This is a genomic window from Mesorhizobium sp. M1027 (genome assembly GCF_040318745.1).
In the GTDB taxonomy this organism is placed as follows: Bacteria; Pseudomonadota; Alphaproteobacteria; order Rhizobiales; family Rhizobiaceae; genus Mesorhizobium.
In genome coordinates, this window is the sequence record NZ_JAMYMW010000004.1 from 292,994 (window position 1) to 318,089 (window position 25,096).

At 63.3% G+C, this 25,096-nt stretch carries 18 protein-coding genes; 11 read left to right on the forward strand and 7 right to left on the reverse strand.

Translation table 11 applies throughout. The features are described 5' to 3' along the window. The first annotated feature begins 29 nt into the window (after window positions 1-29). From NKH50_RS10530 to pdeM, 5 genes are all read left to right on the forward strand, one after another. Window positions 30-1,394, forward strand: coding sequence for a leucyl aminopeptidase family protein (locus tag NKH50_RS10530; protein WP_352878455.1), 1,365 nt, complete (start codon window positions 30-32; stop codon window positions 1,392-1,394). A 69-nt stretch (window positions 1,395-1,463) separates the two neighbouring features. Then, complete coding sequence (locus NKH50_RS10535) at window positions 1,464-1,814, forward strand: MarR family winged helix-turn-helix transcriptional regulator (RefSeq protein WP_023676939.1); 351 nt, start codon at window positions 1,464-1,466, stop codon at window positions 1,812-1,814. 30 nt (window positions 1,815-1,844) lie between these two features. Next, window positions 1,845-2,705 (forward strand): C40 family peptidase, encoded by an 861-nt coding sequence (locus NKH50_RS10540; protein WP_352686789.1) that lies wholly within the window; start codon window positions 1,845-1,847, stop codon window positions 2,703-2,705. Between the two features lie 67 nt (window positions 2,706-2,772). Further along, window positions 2,773-5,295, forward strand: a complete 2,523-nt coding sequence (locus NKH50_RS10545) for a ligase-associated DNA damage response DEXH box helicase (RefSeq protein ID WP_352878459.1) — start codon at window positions 2,773-2,775, stop codon at window positions 5,293-5,295. Between the two features lie 14 nt (window positions 5,296-5,309). Beyond that, window positions 5,310-6,008 carry a ligase-associated DNA damage response endonuclease PdeM gene (gene pdeM / locus NKH50_RS10550; protein WP_502906846.1) on the forward strand — a complete coding sequence of 233 codons (699 nt, stop codon included), beginning with the start codon at window positions 5,310-5,312 and terminating at the stop codon, window positions 6,006-6,008. A gap of 2 nt (window positions 6,009-6,010) precedes the next feature. Here pdeM and NKH50_RS10555 read toward each other — a convergent pair whose 3' ends face one another. From NKH50_RS10555 to NKH50_RS10565, 3 genes are read right to left on the reverse strand one after another with little or no spacing between them, the layout of a single operon-like run. Further along, the gene (locus tag NKH50_RS10555; protein ID WP_352738415.1) at window positions 6,011-6,946 is read right to left on the reverse strand and encodes a dimethyl sulfoxide reductase anchor subunit family protein; all 936 of its coding nucleotides are present in this window, start codon (window positions 6,944-6,946) and stop codon (window positions 6,011-6,013) included. Between the two features lie 10 nt (window positions 6,947-6,956). Beyond that, window positions 6,957-7,691 carry a 4Fe-4S dicluster domain-containing protein gene (locus tag NKH50_RS10560; RefSeq protein ID WP_254816304.1) on the reverse strand — a complete coding sequence of 245 codons (735 nt, stop codon included), beginning with the start codon at window positions 7,689-7,691 and terminating at the stop codon, window positions 6,957-6,959. Further along, the gene (locus NKH50_RS10565; protein WP_352738417.1) at window positions 7,688-10,621 is read right to left on the reverse strand and encodes a molybdopterin oxidoreductase family protein; all 2,934 of its coding nucleotides are present in this window, start codon (window positions 10,619-10,621) and stop codon (window positions 7,688-7,690) included. The genes NKH50_RS10560 and NKH50_RS10565 overlap by 4 nt, the downstream gene beginning before the upstream one ends. Window positions 10,622-10,900: 279 nt before the next feature. On the opposite strand from NKH50_RS10565, the gene NKH50_RS10570 reads away from it, so the two are divergent. Continuing rightward, window positions 10,901-11,803, forward strand: a complete 903-nt coding sequence (locus NKH50_RS10570; RefSeq protein ID WP_352738420.1) for a LysR substrate-binding domain-containing protein — start codon at window positions 10,901-10,903, stop codon at window positions 11,801-11,803. A 5-nt stretch (window positions 11,804-11,808) separates the two neighbouring features. Here the strand turns inward: NKH50_RS10570 and NKH50_RS10575 are convergent, their stop codons facing one another. The 4 genes from NKH50_RS10575 to NKH50_RS10590 all read right to left on the reverse strand — a co-directional run bounded on the left by NKH50_RS10575 (window position 11,809) and on the right by NKH50_RS10590 (window position 18,941). Beyond that, window positions 11,809-13,065, reverse strand: a complete 1,257-nt coding sequence (locus tag NKH50_RS10575) for an Hsp70 family protein (protein ID WP_352777893.1) — start codon at window positions 13,063-13,065, stop codon at window positions 11,809-11,811. A 109-nt stretch (window positions 13,066-13,174) separates the two neighbouring features. Then, window positions 13,175-13,966, reverse strand: a complete 792-nt coding sequence (locus NKH50_RS10580) for a TIGR02186 family protein (RefSeq protein WP_352448631.1) — start codon at window positions 13,964-13,966, stop codon at window positions 13,175-13,177. After that, on the reverse strand, window positions 13,966-14,889 hold the full coding sequence (locus tag NKH50_RS10585) for a sulfite exporter TauE/SafE family protein (RefSeq protein WP_023676949.1): 924 nt from the start codon (window positions 14,887-14,889) through the stop codon (window positions 13,966-13,968). The genes NKH50_RS10580 and NKH50_RS10585 overlap by 1 nt, the downstream gene beginning before the upstream one ends. A gap of 191 nt (window positions 14,890-15,080) precedes the next feature. Continuing rightward, window positions 15,081-18,941 (reverse strand): peptidoglycan-binding protein, encoded by a 3,861-nt coding sequence (locus NKH50_RS10590; RefSeq protein WP_352878467.1) that lies wholly within the window; start codon window positions 18,939-18,941, stop codon window positions 15,081-15,083. Window positions 18,942-19,493: 552 nt separating this feature from the next. On the opposite strand from NKH50_RS10590, the gene NKH50_RS10595 reads away from it, so the two are divergent. The 5 genes from NKH50_RS10595 (at window position 19,494) to NKH50_RS10615 (ending at window position 25,087) form a co-directional block, all read left to right on the forward strand. After that, window positions 19,494-19,955, forward strand: coding sequence for a MerR family transcriptional regulator (locus tag NKH50_RS10595; RefSeq protein WP_023677331.1), 462 nt, complete (start codon window positions 19,494-19,496; stop codon window positions 19,953-19,955). A gap of 237 nt (window positions 19,956-20,192) precedes the next feature. Beyond that, on the forward strand, window positions 20,193-21,989 hold the full coding sequence (locus NKH50_RS10600; RefSeq protein WP_352589117.1) for an acyl-CoA dehydrogenase: 1,797 nt from the start codon (window positions 20,193-20,195) through the stop codon (window positions 21,987-21,989). Between the two features lie 238 nt (window positions 21,990-22,227). Next, window positions 22,228-23,397, forward strand: a complete 1,170-nt coding sequence (locus tag NKH50_RS10605) for an acyl-CoA dehydrogenase family protein (RefSeq protein ID WP_352878471.1) — start codon at window positions 22,228-22,230, stop codon at window positions 23,395-23,397. An 8-nt stretch (window positions 23,398-23,405) separates the two neighbouring features. After that, window positions 23,406-23,861 (forward strand): OsmC family protein, encoded by a 456-nt coding sequence (locus tag NKH50_RS10610; protein WP_254816313.1) that lies wholly within the window; start codon window positions 23,406-23,408, stop codon window positions 23,859-23,861. A 17-nt stretch (window positions 23,862-23,878) separates the two neighbouring features. Beyond that, window positions 23,879-25,087 (forward strand): acetyl-CoA C-acetyltransferase, encoded by a 1,209-nt coding sequence (locus NKH50_RS10615; protein ID WP_352878473.1) that lies wholly within the window; start codon window positions 23,879-23,881, stop codon window positions 25,085-25,087. Window positions 25,088-25,096 lie beyond the last annotated feature (9 nt).

Genomic DNA, 25,096 nt, shown 5'->3' on the forward strand with positions numbered 1-25,096 from the left:
CGCCGACTCGGAAACCCGGAGACCAGCGAATGCCTGTCGAACTCGTCGAGAAAGAATTGAGCAATGCGCTGCCGGTCCATCTGGTGGCGAAGGATGCTCTGGCGGCAGCGGGCCTTGCGCCATCCTCGGTTGCCTGGGCCAAGGCCAACGACTTCTCCGGCGAGGCCGGCAGGACGCTGATCGTGCCTGGAGACAACGGCGCGATTGCCGGAGCCCTGTTCGGCACCGGTAATGACGAGGGCGCACTGGCCATCGGCGCACTGGCGAGAGCCTTGCCCGCAGGCGACTGGCATTTTGCGTCGGCACCCGCCAAGCCGGAGCTTACGGCACTAGCCGTGGCGCTCGGCGGCTATGTCTTCACCCGCTACGGCAAGAAGCCAGGCAAGAGCCTTCGCCTCGCGCTGCCGGCAGGCACCGACGCTGCCCGCATCCGCCGCATCGCCAATGGCGTTTTCCTGGCGCGCGATCTGGTCAACACGCCAACCAGCGATATGGGCCCCGACCAGCTGGAAAAAGCCGCCCGAACCTTGGCCGCGGCGCACAAGGCCGAAATATCGGTGACCAAAGGCGACGATCTTCTTACCGCCAACTTTCCGATGATCCACGCCGTCGGTCGGGCTTCTGCCGACGCGCCGCGCCTGATCGACATGATTTGGGGGCCGAACAATGCCCCCAGGATAACGCTGGTCGGCAAGGGCGTCTGCTTCGATACAGGGGGTCTCGACATCAAGCCGTCCTCGGGCATGCTTTTGATGAAGAAGGACATGGGCGGCGCTGCCAACGTGCTGGGCCTCGCTTCCATGATTATGGCCACCGGGCTGAAGGTCCGGCTACGCGTGCTCATCCCGGCTGTCGAGAATTCGATAGCCGGCAACGCCTTCCGGCCAGGCGACGTGCTGGTGAGCCGCAAGGGCATCACCGTCGAGATCGGCAACACCGACGCCGAAGGACGGCTGGTACTCGCCGATGCCTTGGCCTTGGCCGATGACGAAGAGCCGCAGATGCTGGTCGATATGGCGACACTGACAGGCGCTGCCCGTGTTGCGCTCGGTCCCGACCTGCCGCCGTTCTACACCGGTGACGAGGCGCTTGCATCCGAACTGGCGGACGCCTCCGTTGCGGTCGAGGATCCGCTATGGCGCATGCCGTTGTGGAAGCCCTATGACGCCAAGCTGGCGTCGAAGGTGGCCGACATCAACAACGTCACGTCAGATGGTTTCGCCGGCTCGATCACCGCGGCGCTTTTCCTGAAGCGCTTCGTGGAAAAGACCGTCGGCTGGGCGCATGTCGACATCTTCGCCTGGAACCCGTCCGACCGCCCGCACGGTCTTGCCGGTGGCGAAGCGCAAGGCATCCGGGCGCTGCAGCAGGTCATTTCGAACCGCTACGGTTGATTCTCGGGCATAGCCGACGAAGGTATTGACTGAAACGGAACCGAAACAATTTTCAGTCATGCTGGACGGATGTCGATTATCATGCGTCCAAGCCAGGCCTTGCGACTATGGCAACAGGTGGTGTTATCCGAGGTGCGTGACGACGCGCCCGATCTCACCATGCGCCAGACGGCGATCCTGTTCACCATCTATCTCGATCCGCCGCCACACACGGTGCGCGGGTTAGCCGCCCGGCTCAACGTCACCAAGCCGGTGATCACCCGTGCGCTCGATACGATGGGGGCGCTGAAACTGGTGTCGCGCCACCGCGACGAGCTCGACAAGCGCAACGTGCTGGTCAGGCGCACAGTAGAAGGCGCGCTCTTTGTCGAGCGCTTTGGCGATGTTATCATTGCCAGAGCCCAAGAGTTGCCCATTTGAACGAGTTGCCCATTTGAACGAGTTGCCGATTTGACCGCCAGGGATGCCCGCCTCCATGCCTTCCGCTCCGATCTCGCCGACGCCAGGCTGAAAGGCGAGGTTTCCGCCGACCGTTTCGTCGCCGGCCGGCCGGCTCGCATATCAGCCTCCGTCGCTGACATCCGCAGGGCGCCGCGGCCGGACGCCGGCGTCGATACCCAGCTTCTGTTCGGCGAAGACGTCCTCGTCTTCGAGGACGTTGGGGACTGGGCCTGGATACAGGCCGAGCGCGACGGCTACGTCGGCTATGTCGCCGACACTGTGCTGGGCGGTCGGGATCATGCGGCCACGCATGTTGTCTCGGTGCCGCGCACTTTCCTGTATCCGGGACCGGATTTGCGGTTCCCGGTGAGCGGGGAGCTCTCGATGGGGTCATTGGTGGCGGTGACGGGCTCAGCGGAAACGCGCGGCACGCATTATGCTCTGCTGCCGTCCGGCCAGGCGGTCATCTCGGGTCATCTCAGGCCTGTCGCCGAGTTTGCCCCCGACTACGTCGCGGTCGCCGAGTCGTTTCTCGGCACGCCCTACCTGTGGGGTGGCGTCTCCGGATTCGGCATCGATTGTTCCGGTCTCGTGCAACTTGCAATGCACATGGCTGGCAGGCAAGTGCTACGCGACACCGACATGCAGGCGGCGACCGTCGGCGAACCGCTCGATCCCGGGCCGGGTTTTGCCGGGTTGCGGCGCGGCGACCTGGTCTTCTGGAAAGGCCACGTCGCGATCATGACGGATCCGGAGACCATGATCCACGCCAACGGCCACACCATGCTGGTGTCGCGCGAAGGACTGAGGGAGGCGGTCGCCCGTATCGGTTATCTCTATGGCGGCCCGACCGGGTTTCGCCGGCCATAACGCGAATCGATCACCTTTTGTTCTGATTCTGCTTGGCGATTGCGCGTCGCCGCGCTACCTCTGGCACGTGACAGAGCAGCCGCGCCTTGCCCAACAGAATGCCGCCGTCGTCCTGCCCGAGCCATTCGTCAAATGGTTTGCGGAAAAGGGCTGGTCGCCGCGCGCTCACCAGATCGATTTGCTGGCCAAAGCCCAGGACGGGCAGTCGGTATTGCTGATCGCCCCGACCGGCGCCGGCAAGACGCTGGCCGGGTTCTTGCCATCGCTGACCGAACTGGCCGGCCGACCGAGGAGAAGGCCGGGGCAGGCGCATCGAGGCATCCATACACTCTATATCTCGCCGCTGAAGGCGCTGGCCGTCGACATCGAGCGCAATCTCGGCAAACCCGTCGCAGAAATCGGGCTGCCGGTCACCGTCGAGACGCGCACCGGTGACACGCCCGCACACAAGCGCCAGCGGCAGAAGCTGGCGCCGCCCGACATTCTCCTGACCACGCCCGAGCAATTGGCGCTGCTGATTGCCGCGCCCGATGCCAGGCGCTTCTTCGAGGACCTGCGCTATGTCGTGCTCGACGAATTGCATTCGCTGGTGACCTCGAAGCGCGGGCATCTCCTGTCGCTCGGGCTGGCCCGGCTGCGCTCGTTTGTGCCCGCCCTCCAGACGATAGGCCTGTCGGCGACGGTCGCCGAGCCCGACGAATTGCGGCGGTGGCTGGTCAGCCAGAATCCACCAGGGCCGATGGCCGACCTGATCGTCGTCACCGGCGGCGCCAAGCCCGACATCTCCATTCTCGATTCGGAGGAGCGCGTGCCGTGGGCGGGACATTCGGCCCGCTATGCAACGCCGGAGATCTACAACGAGATCAAGCGCCACAAGACAACCCTGCTGTTCGTCAACACACGCAGCCAGGCGGAGCTGCTGTTCCAGGAGTTGTGGCGGGTCAACGAGGACACCTTGCCGATCGCGCTGCATCACGGTTCGCTCGATGTCGCCCAGCGCCGGCGCGTCGAAAAGGCGATGGGCGAGAATGCCTTGCGTGCGATCGTCGCCACCTCGACGCTCGACCTCGGCATCGACTGGGGCGATGTCGACCTGGTCGTCCATGTCGGCGCGCCGAAAGGTGCCAGCCGGCTGGCGCAGCGCATCGGCCGCGCCAACCACCGTATGGACGAGCCGTCCAAGGCGATCCTGATTCCGGCCAACCGCTTCGAGGTGCTGGAATGCAGGGCGGCGCTCGATGCCAATTATCTCGGTGCCCAGGATACGCCGCCGCTGGTCAATGGCGGGCTCGACGTGCTGGCGCAGCACGTGCTGGGCTGTGCCTGCGGTGCGCCGTTGCATGCCGATGCGCTGTTTGGGGAAGTGCGGACGGCAGCACCCTACGCCAATCTCGATCGGCCGACATTCGATCGCGTCATCGATTTCGTCGCCACTGGCGGCTATGCGCTGAAGAACTACGAGCGCTATGCCCGCATCCGGTTGAACAAGGACGGGCTGTGGCGGGTCTCAAATCCTCGCGTCGCCCAGCAATACCGGCTCAATGTCGGCACCATCATCGAAGTGCCGGCGCTCAACGTCCGCTACGTCCAGGCCGGCAGCAGAGGCGCGGCTTCGCGTGGCGGCCGGGTTCTGGGCAAGATCGAGGAGGCGTTCCTCGAAACGCTGACGCATGGCGACACCTTCATGTTCGCCGGCAAGGTGCTGCGCTTCGAAGGTATCCGCGAGAATGAGTGCTTTGTCTCGAATGCACCCGGCAGCGACGCCAAGGTCCCGTATTACGGCGGTGGCAAATTCCCGCTTTCGACGTACCTGGCCGAACAGGTCCGCGCCATGCTGGACGATCCGCAGCGCTGGAAGAAGCTGCCGGAGCAGGTCGCCGACTGGCTTCGTTTCCAGGCCGACAAGTCGGTGCTGCCGAAACGCGACGATCTGCTGATCGAGACTTTTCCGCGCGGCAACCGCTACTATCTGGTGGCCTATCCGTTCGAGGGCAGGCTGGCGCACCAGACGCTCGGCATGCTGCTCACCCGCCGCCTCGACAGGGCGGGAGCCAAGCCGCTCGGCTTCGTCGCCACAGACTATGCGCTTGCCATATGGTCGCTTGCCGATATGGGCCGGATGTTCAGGGCGAAGAAACCGTCGCTGGCAGCGCTCTTCGATGAGGACATGCTGGGCGACGACCTCGAAGCTTGGCTCGCCGGCAGTTGGTTGTTGAAGCGCACCTTTCGCAATTGCGCGCTGATCTCGGGATTAATCGAGAAACGCCACCCGGGCCAAGAGAAGAGCGGCCGCCAGGTGACCGTGTCGACGGATCTCATCTACGACGTGCTGCGCAGCCATGAGCCTGACCATATCCTGCTGCAGGCGACGCGTGCCGACGCCGCGACCGGTCTGCTGGATGTCAGCAGACTTGCCGAGATGCTCTCGCGCGTCCAGGGCCGAATCATGCATAAGAACCTCGAGCAGATATCGCCGCTCGCCGTGCCGATCATGCTCGAGATCGGCAAATTGCCTGTGCACGGCGAGGCCGATGACACGCTGCTGATGGATGCAGCCACGCTGGTCGAGGAGGCCATGGGGACGAAATGACTGTCGCGCTGGCCATGGCTGCACCTCTGGCGGAGGTGGGCTCTGTCGATATCGCCGGCGAACGCGCGGTCTGCGACCGCCGCGGCGTGCTCTACTTTCCCGAATTTCGGCTTCTGGCCGTGTCCGACCTGCATCTGGAAAAAGGCTCCTCGCTGGCCAGGCGCGGCATGCTGGTTCCCCCTTACGACACCGGAGCCACGTTACTCCGCTTGCAAGCGGTAATCGCCGACTACCAGCCTTCGATCGTCATCAGCCTGGGGGACAGTTTTCACGATGGCGGCGGCGCTGCGCGCATGCACGCAAGCTTTCGCGAAAGGCTGGAAGGCCTGATGGTTGGGCGCGACTGGTTCTGGGCCACCGGCAATCATGATCCTGAAGCACCGGTCGACTTGCCCGGCGAGACCGTGCGCGAATTGGCCATCGGCTCTCTGCTCTTCCGGCACGAGCCTTCGGCGGTAAGGGTGGAGGGCGAGATATCAGGCCATCTGCATCCTTGCGCCCGCATCGTGCAGCAAGGTCGCTCGGTGCGGCGGCGCTGCTTTGCCGGCGATGGCGGCCGCATGATCATGCCGGCCTTCGGCGCCTATACCGGCTCGCTCAATCTGCTTGATCGCGCCTATGCCGGGCTGTTCCGCCGCGAAACGCTGATGGCCTACATGCTTGGCACCGAACGCATCTTCGCGATTTCCCACGCGATGCTCAGGCCGGGCTGAACCTACCTGCCGTAGTACAAAGTGACGGTGTGCTTGGCCTCGGCGAAGAACAGCCAGCGCTCGACCAGCATGCCGGCGAGTTGGGCGATTGCGGCGAGCATCGACGAAACCGCCGCATAGGGCCACGGCAGGGCGAACGCCGCCACCAACAGCAACGCAGGCAAAGCAAAGGCCAGCACCTGCGTGATCTGGCGTAGCCGCACGCTGTGCTTGCGCGCGATGCGGAAACCCATCTCCTTGAGCAAGTAGTTTTCTTCGGTATGCGGCCATTCCATCGACCGCACCGCGCCGCCGGCCAGACCCGTCGCCGTGTTGGCGGTGGTCGGGATTTCCAGCCGGTCGTTGTACCGCAAGGTCGCCAGCTTCCAGCCCCAGCCGAGCACGGTCAGCAATAGGGCAGCCGCGAGAAGCGTATTCGAGCCGACGGCAAAACCCTGCAGCAGCGCATTGAGCAGCACGCAGCCGGTCATTGCCGAAAAGATCAGATAGCCGGGCAGGGTGAAGCGGCTGTGCCATTGGGCGATAGGCTTCAACGACGCGTAGATCATGCCGGTGGTGCAGACGGTTGCGACCGCGCCGATGGCAGCGAGCAGCCCGGCGACAGCCACCCAGCCGCTCGTACGGCCGAGGACCACCCAGCCAATACCGAACAGTCCCGCCGGGATGAAGGTCGCAACCGACGCAACGCCTTCGCGTGACAGCCAGGAGCTTCGCCATTGCGAGAAGGCACGCCAGGCGCGTTCGGGCCGGCCGAGATGGCCGGCCGACGACAGCAGGCCTGCCGAGATCAGGCCAAGCGCCAGCCCCATGCCGGTGAGGCCAAGCCAGAAATCGGGCGGGATAAAGCCCTGTCCGGCGAGCACGCCAAGTAGTGAGAGCAGGCCGTAACCGGCGCCCGTGGCGGTGGTGAAAAAGACGACGGAAAATGCTGGATGCATGAGACGCGGGTTAGTTCGAAAGCATGCGGTCGACCCAGCCGAGGAAGCCGCCTTCGGCCCGCACCGCTTCAAGCGCCGGCGCCGGCACCGATGCGGCGCGGGTGGTGTGGGCACGTGGCGGCAGATATTTGTTGGTCGGCTTATAGCCCATTTCCGGCATCAGATCGACACCGCCGCGCTCGGCCACCAGTTGCGAGATAGCCGATGCCGGATCGCCCAGATCGCCGAAATGCCGCGCGCTGGTCGGGCAAGCAGCGACGCAGGCCGGCACGCGATCTTCTTCCGCCAGATTGTCGTTGTAGATACGGTCGACGCACAGCGTGCATTTCTTCATCACGCCGACATCGGTGTCGAACTCGCGCGCGCCATAGGGGCAGGCCCAGCTGCACAATTTGCAGCCGATGCACTTGTCCTCGTCGACCAGCACAATGCCGTCCGAGGCCCGTTTGTAGGAGGCGCCGGTCGGACATACGGTGACACAGGCCGGTGTCTCGCAATGCAGACAGGAGCGCGGGAAATTGACCGTGCGCCCACCCATCTCAGTCATGTGCTCATAGCTGTGCACGCGGTTGAACCAGACCCCGTCGGCGTCGCCGCCATAAGGATCGATGTCGGTCAGCGGCGCCATGTGGCCGCCGGTGTTCCATTCCTTGCAGGCGGTGACGCAAGCCTGACAGCCGACACAGGTGTCGAGATCGATGACCAGGCCGAGCTTCTTGTCGGTTTGGGCGGGAAGGCAGGTCATGGTCTGGCAGCTTCTCTTTCCCGGCGGAACTCTGCGCCGAAAGTGAGCTTATCGGGCGAGGGTTCGAAATGCGGTGGCTGCCGGAACCGCTCGAACTGCGGCTCGGTGAAGCCGGCTTCCTCGACCGCGCATTTGACGATGCGCACGCGCAGGTCGAACCACGCCGCCTGGCCGGTCACCGGATCGGAATTCGAATAGCGTTTGCCGCTGGCATCGGCGGAGGTCTGGTCGCCGATGATGTGGTTGAGCAGGAAGCCGCGATTGGATTCGGCCGCGTCATCCTTGAGCCCCCAGCTGCCGCGACGCTTGCCGATCGCATTCCACGTCCACACCGTATCGGCGTTGACGCCGTCGACCAGCTTGACCTGTCCTTTGACCTTGCCGTTGATGCTCTCGATCCACACCCAGTCGTTATCGACAAGCCCGAGGCTGGCGGCGGTCCGGTGATGCACGAACAGCCGGTTCTGGCTGGTGATCTGCCTTAGCCAGGCATTCTGCGAGCCCCAGGAATGATACATGTGCATTGGCCGCTGCGTCAGCGCGTGCAGCGGATAGGCTTGGCTGTCGACCGCAGTCTCTTCGAAGGGCGCATACCAGAACGGCAGCGGATCCATATAGGTCTCGATGCGGCTACGCTCGGCTTCCGGCGGCAGCACCCGGCCATGGCCGCGTGCCGCCAGGCGGAAGCGCTGCATCGGCTCGGAATAGAGTTGGAACACGATCGGCTCGGCTTTCGGGATGAAGCCCATGCTCTCCGCGAAGTCGAGATAGGAGCGGTTGGCCATCTTGTAGTAGCGCTGATCGGCCGCGAAATCCTGGTGCCAGAAGCCGCCGTTGTCGATGTAGCGCTGCAACTGGTCGGGATTGACGTCGCCCTTACCGACCAAGGTCCCGTCCTTGCCGCGCCAGCCGGCGAGTGGACCGACACCTGGCGTACGCTCGTGATTGACGATGTAGTCGGCATAGTCGCGGTATTTGGCGGAGCCGTCGTCATCGACGAAACCGGGCAGACCGAGCCGCGCGCCGAGTTCGATCAGCACCGTCTGGAACGGCCTGACGTCGCGGTCCGGCTCGACGACGGGATGGCGGATGGCGTCGCCCGGACCGTCGGCGTGGCTGATCGGCCGGTCGAGCAGACTGATACAGTCATGACGCTCGAGATAGGTCGTGTCCGGCAGCACCAGATCGGCAAAGGGCACGGTCTCGGAATAATAAGCGTCGGAATAGATGATGAACGGGATCTTGTACTCGCCCGCCGCATCGATATCGGTCAGCATCGCCATCGTCTCGACCGTATTCATCGACGAGTTCCAGGCCATGTTGGACATGTACATGAACAGAGTGTCGATCTTGTAGGGATCGCCTGCCCAGGCGTTACGGATGACCGTGTGCATGAGCCCATGGGCGGCCAGCGGCGCGTCCCAGGAGTATGCCTTGTCGATACGAACAGGCCTGCTGCCTTCATCGATCAGCAGGTCCTCAGGTCCGCAGACGAAGCCGAGCGGCATGCCTTCGAGCGGTGTCATCGGCTTCACATTCTTGCCGGCGGGCTTTGGACCCGGCGGCGCGGACCGCGGATAAGGCGGTTTGAAGCGGAAGCCGCCCGGCACGTCCACCGTGCCGAGAAGCACCTGAAGCAGATGAATGGCGCGGCAAGTGTGAAACCCGTTCGAATGGGCCGAGATGCCGCGCATCGCATGCATCGACACCGGCCGACCCTTGATGGTCTTATGCCGGCGGCCGGCCCAGTCCGTCCAGGCCACCGGCAGTTCGATTTGCTGTTCGAAGGCGACATGAGCGAGTTCTGCAGCAGTGCGTCGGATCGTGTCGGCGGAGATGCCGCACCGGTCAGCGACGGCGTCGGGTGAATAGCACTCGTCCAGATAGCGGTCGGCGACGAGTTGGAAGACCGGCACGCAGCGGCGGCCGTCGACGAGAACGCTGCCGGTCAGTGCGGGCTTTGCGTCGGTATCGCCGGCGTCGACAGGCGTCTTCGCCACCCTGTCCCAAGCCAGCGGATTGCCGTCGCCGTCGCGCATGAACAGCCCGTCATCGGCGGCTCCAGGCTCCTGAATGACCAGGATGTGGGCGTTGGTGTAGCGCAGGAGGTAGTCGAGATCGACGCGCCCTGCCTTCAGCAATTCGTGGATGAGGGCGAACACAAACAGGCCGTCGGTGCCGGGCCGGATGCCGATCCAGTCGTCGGCAATCGCGTTGTAGCCGGTGCGGCAGGGATTGATTGAAACCACCTTGGCGCCGCGCGCCTTGAGCTTGCCGAGGCCGATCTTGATCGGATTGGAATCATGGTCTTCGGCAACCCCGAACAGCATGAAATATTTGGTGTTGTCCCAGTCGGGCTCGCCGAATTCCCAGAACGAGCCGCCAATCGTGTAGAGGCCGCCGGCTGCCATGTTCACCGAGCAGAAACCGCCATGGGCCGCGAAGTTCGGCGTGCCGAACTGGCTCGCCCACCAACCGGTCAGCGATTGCGACTGGTCGCGGCCGGTGAAGAAGGCGAGTTTCTTCGGATCGGTCTGGCGGATGCTCGAAAGCCGTTCTGTCGCGAGCGACAAAGCTTCCTCCCACTCGATCTCGCGGAACTCGCCCGAGCCGCGCAGTCCGGTGCGCAGCAATGGTTTCGTCAGCCGGGCCGGGCTGTAATGCTGCATGATGCCGGCGCTGCCTTTGCCGCACAGCACGCCGCGATTGACTGGATGATCCTTGTTGCCGTTGATGTAGCGGACCTTGCCATCTTTGATATGGACGTCGATGCCGCAGCGGCAGGCGCACATATAGCAGGTGGTCTTGGCGATGCTGTCGGAGACATCAGGCGAAGTATCGACGCCGTCGCGTTCAGCGGGCGCTCGCGTATCGGCAAGCGGCCGTTGTGATGGTGCCGAATTGGCTCCGCGCAGCAGGTTGTTGGTCATGGTTCGGTGATGCTCTTGCGCTCGGCGAACTTGGCTCTCGTCTTCGGGCCTGGGCCGCGCATGTAATGCTCTTCCGGCCGATAGCGTTCACCCAAGAGCCGCCGCCGCAGGCTGCGGGTCCAGTGCGCAAACGCGGATTTGAACCGCCCCACCAATTCTACCCTCGACTGCTCTGGCGCGACTTTTTTCCAATTTCGGGCCAAAATTTAGAACAAAGCGACCGATCCGTCTAACAACTTGCTCTTGTAATTCCAATCGGATTTGCTTCTTAGTGTCGGAATGACCCTGGATCAGTTGCGGATCTTCGTCGCCGTCGCCGAACGGGCGCACATGACCAAAGCGGCCGAGTTGCTGGGCATCTCACAGTCGGCCGCATCCGCCGCGATTCGCTCGCTCGAACAGCAGCATGGCGTCCAGTTGTTCAACCGCGTCGGCCGCAACATCGAGCTCGCCGAAACCGGACGCCGATTCTTGCCCGAGGCCAAGGCGGTCCTCGAGCGGGCTGCGGCCGCCCACAACGTGCTGGAGCATGTCTCGCAAACGATCACCGGCAGTCTCTCGATCGCTGCCAGCCAGACCATTGCCAGCTATTGGCTGCCGCGCCGGCTCGCCTCTTTCCACGAAGCCTATCCTGCCGTCAGGCTGAGCGTGAGCATTGGCAACACCAGGCAGGTCGAGACCAATGTACTTGATGGCGCAGCCGATTTTGGCCTGGTCGAGGGACGCACCGAATCCGACATTTTGCGGCGTGCCAAGGTCGATATCGATCGCATGATGCTGGTCGTGGCGCGCTCGCACCCTGAGATCGCGGAAGTTTCGCCTGGACATCCCGATCTTGGCGGGCTTCGCTGGATCATTCGCGAAGGCGGTTCGGGCACGCGCGAGGCGCTGGAGGACCTTGCCCGACGCGACGGGATTTCGTTCGCGGACCTGCAGATATTCCTGGTATTGCCGAGCAATGAGGCTATTCGCCAGGCGGTCGAGGCCGGCGCCGGCGCCAGCATCATCTCGGAACTCGTCGTCGCCCGCGCGGTCGCCGAAGGTAGCCTACGTTCTGTGCCGGTCGATCTGCCGAAGCGCGAATTTGCCATGATCACGCATCGCGACCGGCAGCCAAGCCTGGCCCAGATGGCGCTCAAGGCGCATCTTGGCGGCAAAGCTGAGATACCCGCGCCGCTTTAAGCCGATCAGCCGAACTTCCGCTGCGCGTCGAGCGCCAGCCCAAGCCCGACCGAGCCGAACACATCGCCTTCGATTACCGACGCCTGCGGCACCAGCGCCAGGATCCGCTGCCTGGCCAGCGGGATCGCGGTCGATCCGCCGGTCAAGAACACCGCGGTGATGTCCGAGGCCTTCACCTGTGCGTCGCGGATGGTCTGCTCGACCGTAGCCGCAACACGCTCAATGTCCCTGGCTATGGTGGCTTCGAGACCCTTGCGCGTGATTTCTGCCGTGAACCTCACCTCCGGCAGCGCGACCTCGACATCGGCCGACGAACGGTCCGTCAGCTCGATCTTGGCCTTTTCGACCAGCGCCGCCAGCGCGTGGCCATAACGATGCTCGACGATGTGGATGAAGCGGTCGACCAGGTCTGCGCGCTCCGCCTCATAGCGGATCTGGCGCAGATGCGTCATCGCCCTCGCGGTATAGACCAGATTGATGCGCTGCCACGTCGCCAGGTCGATGAAGTAGCTCGCCGGCAGATTACGTTTGCCATCCTTGGTCAGTGAGAGATAGCCGAGCTGCGGCATCACATGGGCGATGCTCAACAGGCGGTCGAAGTCGGTGCCGCCGATGTGGATGCCGCGGCTGGCCAGGATGTCGTCCTTGCGGTCAAGCGAGCGGGCGCGCTCGGGCGAGACGCGCACGATGGAGAAGTCGGACGTGCCGCCGCCCATGTCGACGATCAGCGCCAGTTCCTCGCGCGTCACCTTTTGTTCGTAGTCGAGTGCCGCGGCAATCGGTTCGAACTGGAAGGCGATGTGCTTGAAGCCGTGGGCACGAGCGGCATTTTCGAGTTCGTGCTCCGCCTTCGCGTCAGCCTGGGCATCGTCGTCGACGAACTGCACGGGCCGTCCCAGCACGACGCTGTCGACCGCGTCATGGGCTTCTTCTTCCAGCTTCTTTTTCAGATGGCCGACGAACAGGCCGACAATCTCCATGAAGCCGATCGAGCGCGCCTTGATGCGTGTCTTTTCGTGGGCGAGCGAGCTGCCGAGCACACTCTTCAACGAGCGCATCAGGCGGCCTTCGATACTGTCCGTATAGTTGGCAAGGGCGCGTCGCCCGAAATAGGTGCGGTTGTCCTCGAAATTGAAAAACACCGCACTGGGCAGCGTGACCTGGCCGTCTTCCAACGCCACCAGCCGCGGCTGCCCGTTCCTGACCACGCTTACGGTGGAATTCGAAGTGCCGAAGTCGATCCCGGCGAATGCTGGTCGCATCGTGCGTTCCTGTATTTCTGATTTGGGGAGCAGCAGCTCGTGTCCGGTCGGGCCCGGGGGTCGCGGTCTAACCCATACCCTCGGAAAGGGAAACCACTTTTACGAGAGTTCAGTCTTTCCTGAACACCAGTCGTCCGAGCCAGCCGGTCAGCATGGCCAGCGATACGGCAAAGACACCGTAGAGGAAGGAATAGTCGTGCGCGACGCGGAAGATCGACTGTTCGAAACCGGACTTGCGGATTTCGAGCTGGGCGGAGCTTTCCTTGATGAACAAGCCGCTCTTGAACAGGAAGGCGCGGGCCTTATGGGTGCCGACCGGAACGTTTGGGGCGAGCCTGACGGTGGCGCGGAACAGGTTCTGCGACAGGAACTGCACACCGCCGACATTCTCGCTGTAGAGGCCGGTCGCCGCCTTGCGTTCGCGCAGCGCGGCGGTGAACTCCTCGATTGTCGCCGGGCTGTCCTCCGCGTCGGCCGGCTGCAAATAGAGGTTGGAGGCGCCAAGCGACAGCTGCTTGTAGCTGTTCGGATCGGTGACGTCCTGCAGCGGCCGCGTCGTCGCCACCGAATAGGAGACAGGTACGTTTTTGAAGGTCTCCGACTCCAGATTGACCCAGACGCCGAGCACCCGGTCCTTGCGGCGCACGACGACCGGCCGAGCCGGGCCTTCCAGCACGACGATCACGTCGTAGCGCCCTTGCCGCGCGACAAGCGGATCGGCATTTTCCAGTGAGCCGAAAATGGTCAGGTCGGCGCCGGAAAAGCCGGCGGTAATCGAGACATTGTCGGTGGAAAGGCCGATCTGGATGTTTTCGGTTAGTGGCGCCTGCGCCTTCGCCGGTGGCGCAGCAGCCAGCAGCGACAGCAAGACGGCGGCCGCGAGCGTCCTTAGGCCGGCCATCAGCTCAGGCCCACGCCGGACAGAGAATAGAGATTGGGCGGCGTGACGAAAAGATCGATGGCAAGCCGGATGGCTACCGCCAGCACGAGCAGCGCCAGCAGTGCCCTGAGTTGCTCGCCCCGCAGCCTCTGACCAGCCTTGGCGCCATATTGCGCGCCGGCGACGCCGCCTGCCATCAACAGGAAGGCGAGCATGACGTCGACCGTCTGATTGGTGGTGGCGTGGACCAGCGTGGTGTAAGCCGAGGTGAAGATGATCTGGAACAGCGAGGTGCCGATGACGACGTTGGTCGGCACTTTCAAAAGGTAGATCAGGGCCGGCACCATGATGAAGCCGCCGCCGACGCCCATGATCGAGGACAGGAAGCCAATCGCCGCGCCCAGCCCAAGCACCGGAATGACGCTGACGAAGAGCTTCGAGGCCCTGAACCGCATCTTCAGCGGCAGGCGGTGGATCCAATTATGCTGGCCGGATTTCTTCAACACCGGTGCGGCGCCGCTGCGAGTGGCGCGCAGCGCATTGACGCTCTCGACCAGCATCAGTCCGCCGACGGTGCCGAGCAGCACGACGTAGAGCAGCGAGATGAACAGGTCGAGCTGGCCGAGCCGGCGCAGGAGCGCAAAGACATAGATACCACCAGTCGAGCCGACGATGCCGCCGGCTAAAAGCACGCCCCCAAGCTTGAAGTCGAGCGTGCCGCGCTTCATGTGCGACAGGGCGCCGGAGAAGGAGGAAGCGATGACCTGGTTGGCGCCGGTGGCGACCGCGATTGCCGGCGGTATGTTGTAGAAGATCAGCAGCGGCGTAATGAGAAAGCCGCCCCCCACGCCGAACATGCCCGACAGGAAACCCACCGCCGCACCCATGGCCAGCAGCACGAAGATGTTGACGGAAATTTCCGCGATCGGGAGATAGATGCCCACCCGTCAGTCTCGATCAGTTTGCCTCCTGGCGAATGCAACCGTTGCGGGCATTATGCGCCAAAAGGCTATTTCGTTCTTGCGCCGGCCGGGCGGTGAAGTCAAACTTCGCCGCGCCGCCGAAACAAAAAACAACTCAATCAGTTAACAGGCAAATCTGTGGCAAGGGCGTCGCGGAAACGACGCATCCGCCGTTATTTACGCGCGAGCAGCGCCTTGACCAGCTTTTCGTCGATCGCGCCGGTTGCCCTCATATCGTTGTCGGCCTGGAAGGCCATGATTGCGTTCTTGGTTTTCAGGCCCATCATGCCGTCGGGATTGCCGGCCTCGTAGCCGTTCTTGTTGAGAATGCGCTGGATGTTCTGGACCGCTTTCTTCATATCGATGCCGGCGGTGGTCTGCGGTGTGCCGTCCTGCCACGATTCAGGAATGTCGGCCGAATTGGCGGCTGGATCGAGCGGCTTGGCTTTCCACAGTTCAGCCGCGGCCCGCGCACGCTCCAACTGCTCGGGCCTCAGCGCCTTGGCGATCTCGTCGCGCTTGGCCGCTGCATCCTTGTCGCCGGTCTTGGCGACGAGCGCGAACCATTTATAGCTCTCCTCGAGATTCTGCTTCATGCCGACACCCTTCGCCGCGAGGATGCCGAGGTTGAACTGGCTGTCCTTGACGCCGAGATCCGCCGCCGCCTGGAACCAGCGTGCTGCCGATTCGTTGTCGGTCACGCCGTCCGCCGCCATCGCAAACAGCACAGCAAGATTGTGCATTGCGCTGGCATTGCCCTGCTCTGCGGCAAGCTGGTACCAGGTCTTCGCTTTCTTGATGTCGCGTGCGACGCCGATGCCCTTCTCGTAGAAATTGCCGATGCGGTATTCTGCCGGTGCGAAACCGAGGTCGGCAGCTTTCTCATACCATTTGGCCGCCGCCGCCACGTCTTCCTTGACACTGCGCGACTCGGCGTAGCGCGAGCCGATCTCGAACAGCGCCTTGGCGTCGCCGCCGGCCGCTGCGTCGCGCAGGGCGGCCGGACCGGCATCGGCCGGAACTTCGATCTTGGCAACGCCTGCCGGGGCAGCATCCGCCGGCGGCACAGTGCCGGTCCTGTCCTCCGTCGCAGCGGTGGCTATAGCAGGCGCGGCGGCCAATGGCGCGGCGTCGCTGGCCGTCGCCGCTGCCGGCGCGGGCACTGCGGCCGTGGTGTCTGGCGCCGCCAGGTCAGCAGACGCCGCGGAGGCCGAGGGCGCCGTCGATGCCTCGGCTGCCGATGTGGCGGGGCCGGTTTGCGCCGCAGTGTCGTCCTTGGTCATCGATGCGGATGGCTCGGCCTGCCTGACGGTGGGCGACGGCTCGCTCTCCTGTGTTGTTGTCTGCGCGTCCGCCTTCGGCTCGCTGGCAACGCTGGCTGAGGCGGTTTCCACCGGCTGAACGGCCACGGCCGGCGCCGCCTCATTGTCGGCGACTTCGACCGGCTCGGAGAAGAAGGCTTTGCCCAGTTGCAGGCCGGCAAGCGCCAGCATGATGGCGATTGCCCCCATCAGGATCGGCTTGCGCCGCGCCTTGAGCAGGTCGCCGATCCTGAGTGCCTTGACCGGGCCTTTCATCGTCGACTGGCGCTTGAGGGCGTCCGCCTCGGCGGCCGCCGCTTGCGCGGCCCTTCTGGCTGCCGCGATGAAGTCCGATTTCGCCGCCTCGGCGCTGCCTTCCCTGGCCGGCTGCCCGCGCTCGTCGCGCACGCGCTTCATGATGGCACTGAGGTCGGGTGCGCCGGAGCCGGGTTCCAGTGGCCGGTTGGCGAGCTTGGGGTCGAGGGGCTCGTCGAGATCGACGCTCGGTATCTCGGCGCTCGGCGCCGAGCCTGCAAGCGGCGGCGTCTCAGCCTCCTTCTTGCCCTTCAAGGCGCGCGCCAGCCCGCCTAACATCGATTTCCTGCCGCCGCCTTGTTCGTTCTTTTCACGTGTCGTGTCTGAACCGAGAGCAGCCAGTGCTGCTGCGGCGGCGGCCTCGGCCGGCGTTCGCGGACCTGGCTCTCCGCGCACGAGCGCCGCGGCGCGGCCGTCGAGATCGGCCATGTTGCCCGTCAACGGCAGCGACTGGTCGATGTCCATCGACGGTGCGTCCTGCACCGATATCTTGGATGCCCGGCCGGAGCGTTTGCTCAACTCGGCGCTTGCCGGTTCGCCGGTCTCCAGTGAACCAAGCCTGTCAACGATCTTGAGCAGCGTATCGTGGATAGCCTCGAACGTTCTCGAATTGCGCTCGTCCGAACGACGCGTCAGCGCCTCGAGCGTCTTCAGGTCCTGGGCGAGGCCGGTAACGGCCGCTGTGTTGGCGCTTGATCCGGCCAGCGAGCGGACGGCACTCTCGGCCGCCTCGCGCGCCGCGCCGAGGATGGAATCGCGGGTTCCGGCCAGCGATTTCTCGATTTCGTTGAGACGCGGGCTGATGTCGTCGAATTCCGGCAGCGGCGTGCCGGGCTTGGAAAGATGCGCCGTCAGGCCGGCCACCTGCGCTTCGAGGCTGCGGATCAAAGCCGGGTCGATGCTGGCGACTTGTGCGGCGGACGAATCCAGCCGGCTTGAGATGTCTTCGAGCCGGCTCTCCAGGCCGCGGATCGCCGCCTCGTTGGCGGGATCTGGAACGCGTGTCTCCATCCGCTTGGCCAGTGCGGTGAAGCGGGCGTCGATGGCATCCATGATGTCGGCGTTGTCGACCTGCGGCATGCGCTGGTCCAGCCTGTCGGCGACCTCGTCCAACCGGCGCTCGAGGTCGCGAAACAGCATGTTGCCTTGTTCGATGGCGTCGCCCTGGCGACGTTCCATCATGCTGGACAGCACGTCGAAGCGCTGTTCGAGCCCCTGGAAGATGTAATCGGCGTCGGGCATGGCCGGTGCGTGGTCGATCTTGTCGGAGATAAGCGCGATTTGCCTGGCAAGGCGTTCCATCGCCTGTTCCGGCAGATTGGCTCGGCCGGCCAGTTCATCCATGCGGCTCGACAATGTGTTGAGACGGTCGATGACCTCCCGGCCCGGACGGTCCTGCGACACTTCTTCGATTTGCTGGGCCAGTGAATCGATCCGCTTCTCGATGCGTTCGAAGGGCTCGGGGTCGAACGAATTGGCTTGCGCGGCAACCGTCGAGGCGACGATCGCGCGGGAAATCTCGTCGAGCCGCTCGTCGATCTGGCTGAATGTGTCGCTGCCGCGATTGTCCTGCTGGCGGGCGAAATGGTCGACCGCTCCGGCAAGCGTGCGGACCTTTTCTTCGAGCGAGCGCAGCGACAGCGATTCCGGGAGATTGCTGACGGCATTGCTGATCTGTTCGAGCCGCTCCGTCAGCGCCGACAGGCCGGGCGCGTCGGAGCGCTTGCGCTGATCGGCGTCGACGCGGTCCTCGAAGGCATTCCAGCGGCGGTCGAATTCGTCCCAGCGGCGGCCGACCGCCTGCACGCTCTCCTCGCGCGCTAGCGTATCGAGCGCGGCCTTGACCTGCTCAAGCTCGAGCCGCAGCATATTGACGCTTCTGTCGTCGCTTTTTTCGGCCAGTGTCTGGATGGCGCCGGAAAGCCGCTCGAATTCGACGCTGAGTTCGGCGCTGCCTTTGCCGCCGCCATTTGACTGGAAGGCTCGCCCAATATTCTTGCGCAGTACCTCGAACTCGCGTTGCAGGCCGGAGGTCATCTGCTGGCGCAAGTCTTCGCGCAGGCCGCGCAATTCCCCGGCGATCTTGCCGGCTAGGGCGACGCTGTCCTCCTGGCCGCGTACCCGGTCGATATCGTGGGCGATCGCCTGATAATTCTGGTCGAAAGCCGCTGCTGGACCTTTCGGCCGCTGCGCGCGTGGATTCTCATACCGGCGCTGCTGGCCATAGGGTTGGGCGCTGGGATAGCGTGGTTCTGCCGCTGGTCGGCGCGGATCGGGGTGGCTTGCCGTCTCCTCGCGCGTCCGCTCCAGCCGCTGCTCCAGAGTTTCCAGGGAGCGGTTGAGCTCTTCAAGCGTCGTGTGCGGCCGGCGTTGCCTGCCGGCGTTGAGTGTATCGAGGTAGGACCGCTTGCTGTTCATCAATGCGCCCGTTTCAGAATTGCTGGCTTTCACCAGGTTCCCAAAGTCCTGCCGGGACGAAGGCGACTGCTTGGCTTGTTGCAGTGGAAGACGAGCTTCCCGGGTCTCATCCGCGCTCCGAAAAACCGTGAAAAATTCAGTACAGGATAGACACGGGTAACCGACATGCGCACATTTCGCCCCAACGTGGTAAACAACGCGTTAACCAAGCTTAAGAAGTTGCAACTTTGTCGGCTGGCCGCCGACGGCGCCGGGTGTCTTTTTTGGACGCGCAAAAGACGTTGTAGAATTTTGATCAGCCGCATGATCGCTCCCGAAATCGGCAACGACCTTTTAGGTTGTCCGCTGGTGCTGCGGCATAAAGTTGCAAGACCAGAACGCTCTTGCGTGGTGAGGCGGCTATCGATATAGAATTGACGTAAACGTAAATGAGCGGATTACGCCGTTTGCGATTTGTTTGTTGAAACCACGAGTGGAAGCACGCCCCCGCTTTCACTCAGGCGACGCAAGGTCCGCGACCGCGACGCCACCAGACGGGGAAAGCCAGTGACCATGAAACTTATTTCGCCCGGCCAAGCCGCGGCCAACACCAACGATATGTCGAGCGAAGCCGGTGAAGAGCTTGTCCGCATCGGCGAAATGGCCAAGAAATACGGAGTGACGCTGCGTACGCTGCGTTTCTATGAGGACAAGGGTCTGCTCAACCCGCAGCGCGACGGCTCGACCCGTCTCTATACACGCCGCGACAGGGCCCGGCTGAAGCTGATCCTGCTTGGCCGCAAGGTCGGGTTCTCGCTGCGCGACGTCAAGCAGATGATGGACCTCTATGATCCGAACGGCTCCAACACCAAGCAATTGCGGCTGGCGCTCGACAAGTCGGAGAAGCAGCTTGCCCGTCTGCAGAAGCAGCGGGCGCTGATCGACGACGCCATCAGCGAACTGAGTGCTTCGATGTCGACCGTCCGGCAAATGCTGATCGAGCGCTCGACGCCGCAGGCCAGCGTAGCGAGCTAAACTAAGCTTTCGATTTGTGACGAATAAGAGCCGCGTGGCTTTCGCTGCGCGGTTCTTCGTCGTTTGCCGTGCTTTGTCGTTTGTCGTCCTGGCGCGCGGGGGAAAATTTGACGCACCGCCGAATTGACGTTTACGCAAACGTCAATATTTGTTATCTCGACCACAACGTTGGTCCGTCTGCCATCCTCATATGCTGGGGCTGATTTCGGGGCCAAGACCGCATGGTGGAGGAAACGCATGCCGATCTACAGAGCGCCGGTCCGGGACACGCTGTTCGTGCTGAACGAAGTGCTGGGATATCGGCGTTATTCCAATCTTCCCGGATTTTCCGACGCGACGCCGGATGTGCTCGAGGCCATCCTTGCCGAGGGCGCGAAGCTCGCCGAAAACGTGATGCAGCCGCTGAACCGCGTTGGCGACGTGGAAGGCTGCATGCGCCATGACGACGGTTCGGTAACGACGCCGAAAGGCTTCAAGGAAGCTTTCGACCAGTATCGCGAAGGCGGCTGGATGGGGCTCGCGGCACCTGTCGAGTTTGGCGGGCAAGGCTTGCCCTACGCGGTGCACACTGCGGTTGCCGAATACATGGTGTCGGCCAATATGTCGCTGATGATGTATGCCGGCCTGACGCAAGGCGCGATCGCTGCGATCATCACCCATGGCACCAAAGAGCAGAAGGCAACATGGTTGCCGAAGCTGGTCGAGGGCGCCTGGACCGGCACCATGAACCTGACCGAGCCACACTGCGGAACCGATCTTGGCTTGCTGCGCACCAAGGCCGTCCCAAATGGCGACGGCACCTACAGGATCTCCGGTCAGAAGATCTTCATCTCGGCCGGCGAGCATGACATGTCGGACAATATCGTCCACCTGGTGCTGGCCCGTATCGAGGGCGCGCCGGATGGCGTGAAGGGCATCTCGCTGTTCATCGTGCCGAAGCTCAAGCTCGATGCCTCAGGCAATCCGGGCGAGAAGAACACCGTCTCCTGTGGCTCGATCGAGGAGAAGATGGGTATCCATGGCAACTCGACCTGCGTCATGAATTACGACGACGCTGAAGGCACGCTGCTTGGCGAGGCCAATGGCGGGCTGAAAGCAATGTTCACCATGATGAATGAGGCGCGGCTTGGCGTCGCCCTGCAGGGACTTTCGCTATCTGAGGTTGCCTACCAGAATGCGGTTTCCTACGCCAAGGATCGTCTGCAGGGCCGCTCGCTGTCAGGGCCGAAGGCGCCGGACAGGAAGGCCGATCCGATCATCGTCCATCCGGACATCCGCCGCAGCCTGATGACCATGAAGGCTTTCAACGAGGCCGGCCGCGCGCTGGCGCTGTGGACGGCGATCAAGTCCGACATCGCTCACCGCTCCGGTGACGACAAAGATCGCCAGGTCGCAGACGACTACACCGGCCTGATGACGCCGGTGGTCAAAGGCGTGCTCACCGACAAGGGGTTCGATCATGCGGTAATGGCGCAGCAGGTCTTCGGCGGCCACGGCTATATAGAAGAGCACGGCATGAGCCAGTTCGTCCGCGATGCGCGCATCGCCATGATCTATGAGGGTGCCAACGGCATCCAGGCGCTCGACCTCGTCGGCCGCAAGCTGGCCTTGAATGGCGGCCGCGCGGTCCAGGCTTTCTTTAAGGAAGTCGGAGAGTTCTGCGAGGAAAACCGCACCGACGAGACGATGGCGCCCTTCACCAAGGCGCTGAAGAAGGGCCTCAACGATCTGCAGACGGCGACGATGTGGCTGGTGCAGAACGGCATGGCCAAGCCCGATAACGCCGGTGCCGCCTCGACCGATTACATGCATCTCTTCGGCCTGGTGGCGCTGGGCTATATGTGGGCGCAGATGGCCAAGGTGGCCGCAGCGAAATTGGCGAACGGCGCCGACGGCGCTTCGTCCTTCTACGACAACAAGCTGGTGACGGCGCACTTCTTCATGGAGCGGATCATGCCGGAGACGTCGGCGCATCTTGCCCGCATCTCCAGCGGCGCCGACACATTGATGGCACTGCCGGCGGAAGCGTTCTAGGTTCGGCGTCTCCCTCCCGCTCGAGGGGATGGTGGCCCGAAGGGCCGGGAGGGGTCCTGCGTGCAGTGCGCCGACCTCCATTCTGGTGCATGCCTTGGAGGAAAATGATCGCAATGCCGTGGCACATGGCGCAGGTTGTAAAAGGTAAGGTCGAGCAAGTCATCGGCGACCCCACCCGGCCGCTTCGCGGCCACCCTCCCCTCGAGGGGGAGGGGAACGTCGGCGCGAGGGAGAAACCATGACCCACCCCGCCGAAATCCTTGGCCTTCCCAAGCCCGCCTGGGCGGCGGACGAGGTCGGCATGCTTTACGACATGGCGCACCGCTTCATGTCGGAAGAGATCGCGCCGCGTTACGACGAGTTCGAGAAGAACGAAATGGTCGACCGCGAGAGCTGGCTGAAGGCGGGTGCTGCCGGCCTGCTCTGTGCCTCTATGCCGGAGGAATATGGCGGATCGGGCGGCACCTTCGCGCATGAGAGCGCCATCATCGAGGCGATCGGCCATGTCGGCGTCGACGGGTTCGGCATTGGCCTGCACAATTCGATCGTTGCCCCCTACATCCTCCATTACGGCTCGGACGAGCAGAAGAAGAAATGGCTGCCGAGGCTGGCGACCGGCGAGCTGATCGGCGCCATCGCCATGACCGAGCCCGGTGCGGGCTCCGACCTTCAGAGCGTCAAGACGCGCGCCGAAAAGGACGGCAACCAGTACAAGCTCAACGGCTCGAAGACCTTTATCACCAACGGCCAGCTCGCCAATTTCATCATCGTCGTTGCCAAGACCGATCCTGAGAAGGGCGCCAAGGGCATCTCGCTGATCGTCGTCGAGACTGACGAGGTGGAAGGTTTCGAGCGCGGCCGCAACCTCGACAAGATCGGCCTCAAGGCCAACGACACGTCGGAACTGTTCTTCAACGACGTACGTGTGCCGACCTCGAACCTGCTCGGCAACGACGAAGGCCAGGGCTTCGTCCAGTTGATGCAACAATTGCCGCAGGAGCGGCTGCAGATCGGCACCACTGCTATTGCCATGGTCGAGCGGGCTCTGGCGCTTACCATCGACTACGTCAAGGAGCGTAAGGCGTTCGGCAAGGCCATCATCGAATTCCAGAACACCCAGTTCAAGCTTGCCGAATTGAAGACCGAGGCGACCATCGGCCGCGTCTTCTACAATGACTGCGTTGCCCGCCATATTAACGGTGGCCTCGACCCGGTGACGGCTTCGATGGCCAAATACTGGCTGTCAGACCTGCAAGGAAAAGTCGTCGACGAATGCCTTCAATTGCATGGCGGCTATGGCTACATGAATGAATATCCGATCGCCCGCATGTTCCGCGATGCCCGGGTCCAGCGCATCTACGGCGGCACCAACGAGATCATGAAATTGCTGATCGGGCGGAGCCTTTAGGAGGTCGCATGTCGAAGCATTTTGCTGGGCTTCGCTGGAAGTCGGGGGCACGGGAGGATTTCCTTTCCGGCCGCTATTCCCGGGTCCATGAACTTCATTTTGATGGTGGCGCGGTTATCTCCGCTTCCGCATCGCCGTCGATTGTGCCGGCACCTTTTAGCGATGCAACGATCGTCGATCCGGAAGAACTGTTCGTCGCTTCGCTTTCTTCTTGCCACATGCTTTGGTTCTTGGATCTGGCAAAACGCGCTAAGCTCAATGTCCGATCTTATCACGACGAAGCCGAAGGCCTGATGGCCAAGAATGCTGAGGGGCGCACAGCCATCACACATGTCACCCTTCGGCCGCTCGTCGAATGCGACGCAGATGCGGCTATGATCGAGAGTATTCATCACAAGGCGCACGACGCCTGTTTCATCGCCAATTCGGTGCGGACCGAAGTGGTGGTCGAGCCCCGATTTTAGATCACAGGAGATCACCAATGGCCGAAGCTTATGTCTATGATGCCGTGCGCACGCCGCGCGGCAGGGGCAAGAAAGATGGCTCGCTGCACGAAGTGCCGGCGGTGCGGCTCGGCGCCAAGGTGCTCGAGGCCATCCGCGACCGCAACGGGCTGGACACTAGCACCGTCGACGACATCATCTTCGGCTGCGTCGATCCGGTTGGCGAGGCGGGTGCGGTCATTCCACGTGCCGCCGCTTTCGAAGCCGGCTACGACACCAGGGCGCCCGGCATGCAGATATCGCGCTTCTGCGCCTCGGGCCTCGACGCCATCAATTTCGGGGCCGCCAAGATCGCGCAAGGCGCCGACGAGATCGTCATTGCCGGTGGCGTCGAATCAATGTCGCGCGTCGGCATGGGCGCTTCCGGCGGCGCCTGGTTCATGGATCCCTCGGTCGGCCTGCCCGGCTGGTTCGTGCCGCAAGGCATATCGGCCGACCTGATCGCCACCAAATACGGCTTTTCGCGCGATGACGTCGACGCCTATGCGGTCGAGAGCCAGAAGCGTGCCGCCAAGGCGTGGGGAGAGGGCCGCTTCAAGAATTCGGTGATCTCGGTCAAGGACCAGAACGGCCTGACCATCCTCGACCATGACGAGCACATGCGGCCCTCGACCGACATGCAGTCGCTGGCCGCGCTCAATCCGTCCTTCGTCATGCCCGGCGAAATGGGCGGCTTCGACGCCGTCGCCGTGCAGAAGCATCCCGAGGTGGAAGAGGTCAACCACGTCCACCATGCCGGCAATTCCTCCGGCATTGTCGACGGCGCGGCGGCCGTGCTGCTCGGCTCGAAAAAGGCGGGAAAGACGCTCGGCCTCAAGCCGCGCGCGCGCATCCGTGCGTTCGCCAATATCGGCTCCGAACCGGTGCTGATGCTGACCGGCCCGGTCGACGTCACCGAGAAGCTGTTGAAGCGGGCGAAGATGAAGCTGCAGGACATCGACTTGTTCGAGCTCAACGAGGCCTTCGCTTCGGTGGTGCTGCGCTACATGCAGGCTTTCGACATTCCGCATGACCGGATCAACGTCAATGGTGGGGCCATCGCCATGGGCCATCCGCTCGGCGCCACCGGTGCGATGATCTTCGGTACGGTGCTGGACGAATTGGAACGCCGTGACCTCAACACCGCGCTGGTGACGCTTTGTATCGGCGCCGGTATGGGCACCGCAACGATCATCGAACGCGTCTGACGGAGAGAG

Bases quoted from the DNA above. Each gene is read 5' to 3' on its own strand.
- NKH50_RS10530 (WP_352878455.1), top strand. From the start codon at position 30: ATGCCTGTCGAACTCGTCGAGAAAGAATTGAGCAATGCGCTGCCGGTC.
- NKH50_RS10535 (WP_023676939.1), top strand. From the start codon at position 1,464: ATGTCGATTATCATGCGTCCAAGCCAGGCCTTGCGACTATGGCAACAG.
- pdeM (WP_502906846.1), top strand. From the start codon at position 5,310: ATGGCTGCACCTCTGGCGGAGGTGGGCTCTGTCGATATCGCCGGCGAA.
- NKH50_RS10555 (WP_352738415.1), bottom strand. From the start codon at position 6,946: ATGCATCCAGCATTTTCCGTCGTCTTTTTCACCACCGCCACGGGCGCC.
- NKH50_RS10560 (WP_254816304.1), bottom strand. From the start codon at position 7,691: ATGACCTGCCTTCCCGCCCAAACCGACAAGAAGCTCGGCCTGGTCATC.
- NKH50_RS10565 (WP_352738417.1), bottom strand. From the start codon at position 10,621: ATGACCAACAACCTGCTGCGCGGAGCCAATTCGGCACCATCACAACGG.
- NKH50_RS10570 (WP_352738420.1), top strand. From the start codon at position 10,901: ATGACCCTGGATCAGTTGCGGATCTTCGTCGCCGTCGCCGAACGGGCG.
- NKH50_RS10575 (WP_352777893.1), bottom strand. From the start codon at position 13,065: ATGCGACCAGCATTCGCCGGGATCGACTTCGGCACTTCGAATTCCACC.
- NKH50_RS10580 (WP_352448631.1), bottom strand. From the start codon at position 13,966: ATGGCCGGCCTAAGGACGCTCGCGGCCGCCGTCTTGCTGTCGCTGCTG.
- NKH50_RS10590 (WP_352878467.1), bottom strand. From the start codon at position 18,941: ATGAACAGCAAGCGGTCCTACCTCGATACACTCAACGCCGGCAGGCAA.
- NKH50_RS10595 (WP_023677331.1), top strand. From the start codon at position 19,494: ATGAAACTTATTTCGCCCGGCCAAGCCGCGGCCAACACCAACGATATG.
- NKH50_RS10600 (WP_352589117.1), top strand. From the start codon at position 20,193: ATGCCGATCTACAGAGCGCCGGTCCGGGACACGCTGTTCGTGCTGAAC.
- NKH50_RS10605 (WP_352878471.1), top strand. From the start codon at position 22,228: ATGACCCACCCCGCCGAAATCCTTGGCCTTCCCAAGCCCGCCTGGGCG.
- NKH50_RS10610 (WP_254816313.1), top strand. From the start codon at position 23,406: ATGTCGAAGCATTTTGCTGGGCTTCGCTGGAAGTCGGGGGCACGGGAG.
- NKH50_RS10615 (WP_352878473.1), top strand. From the start codon at position 23,879: ATGGCCGAAGCTTATGTCTATGATGCCGTGCGCACGCCGCGCGGCAGG.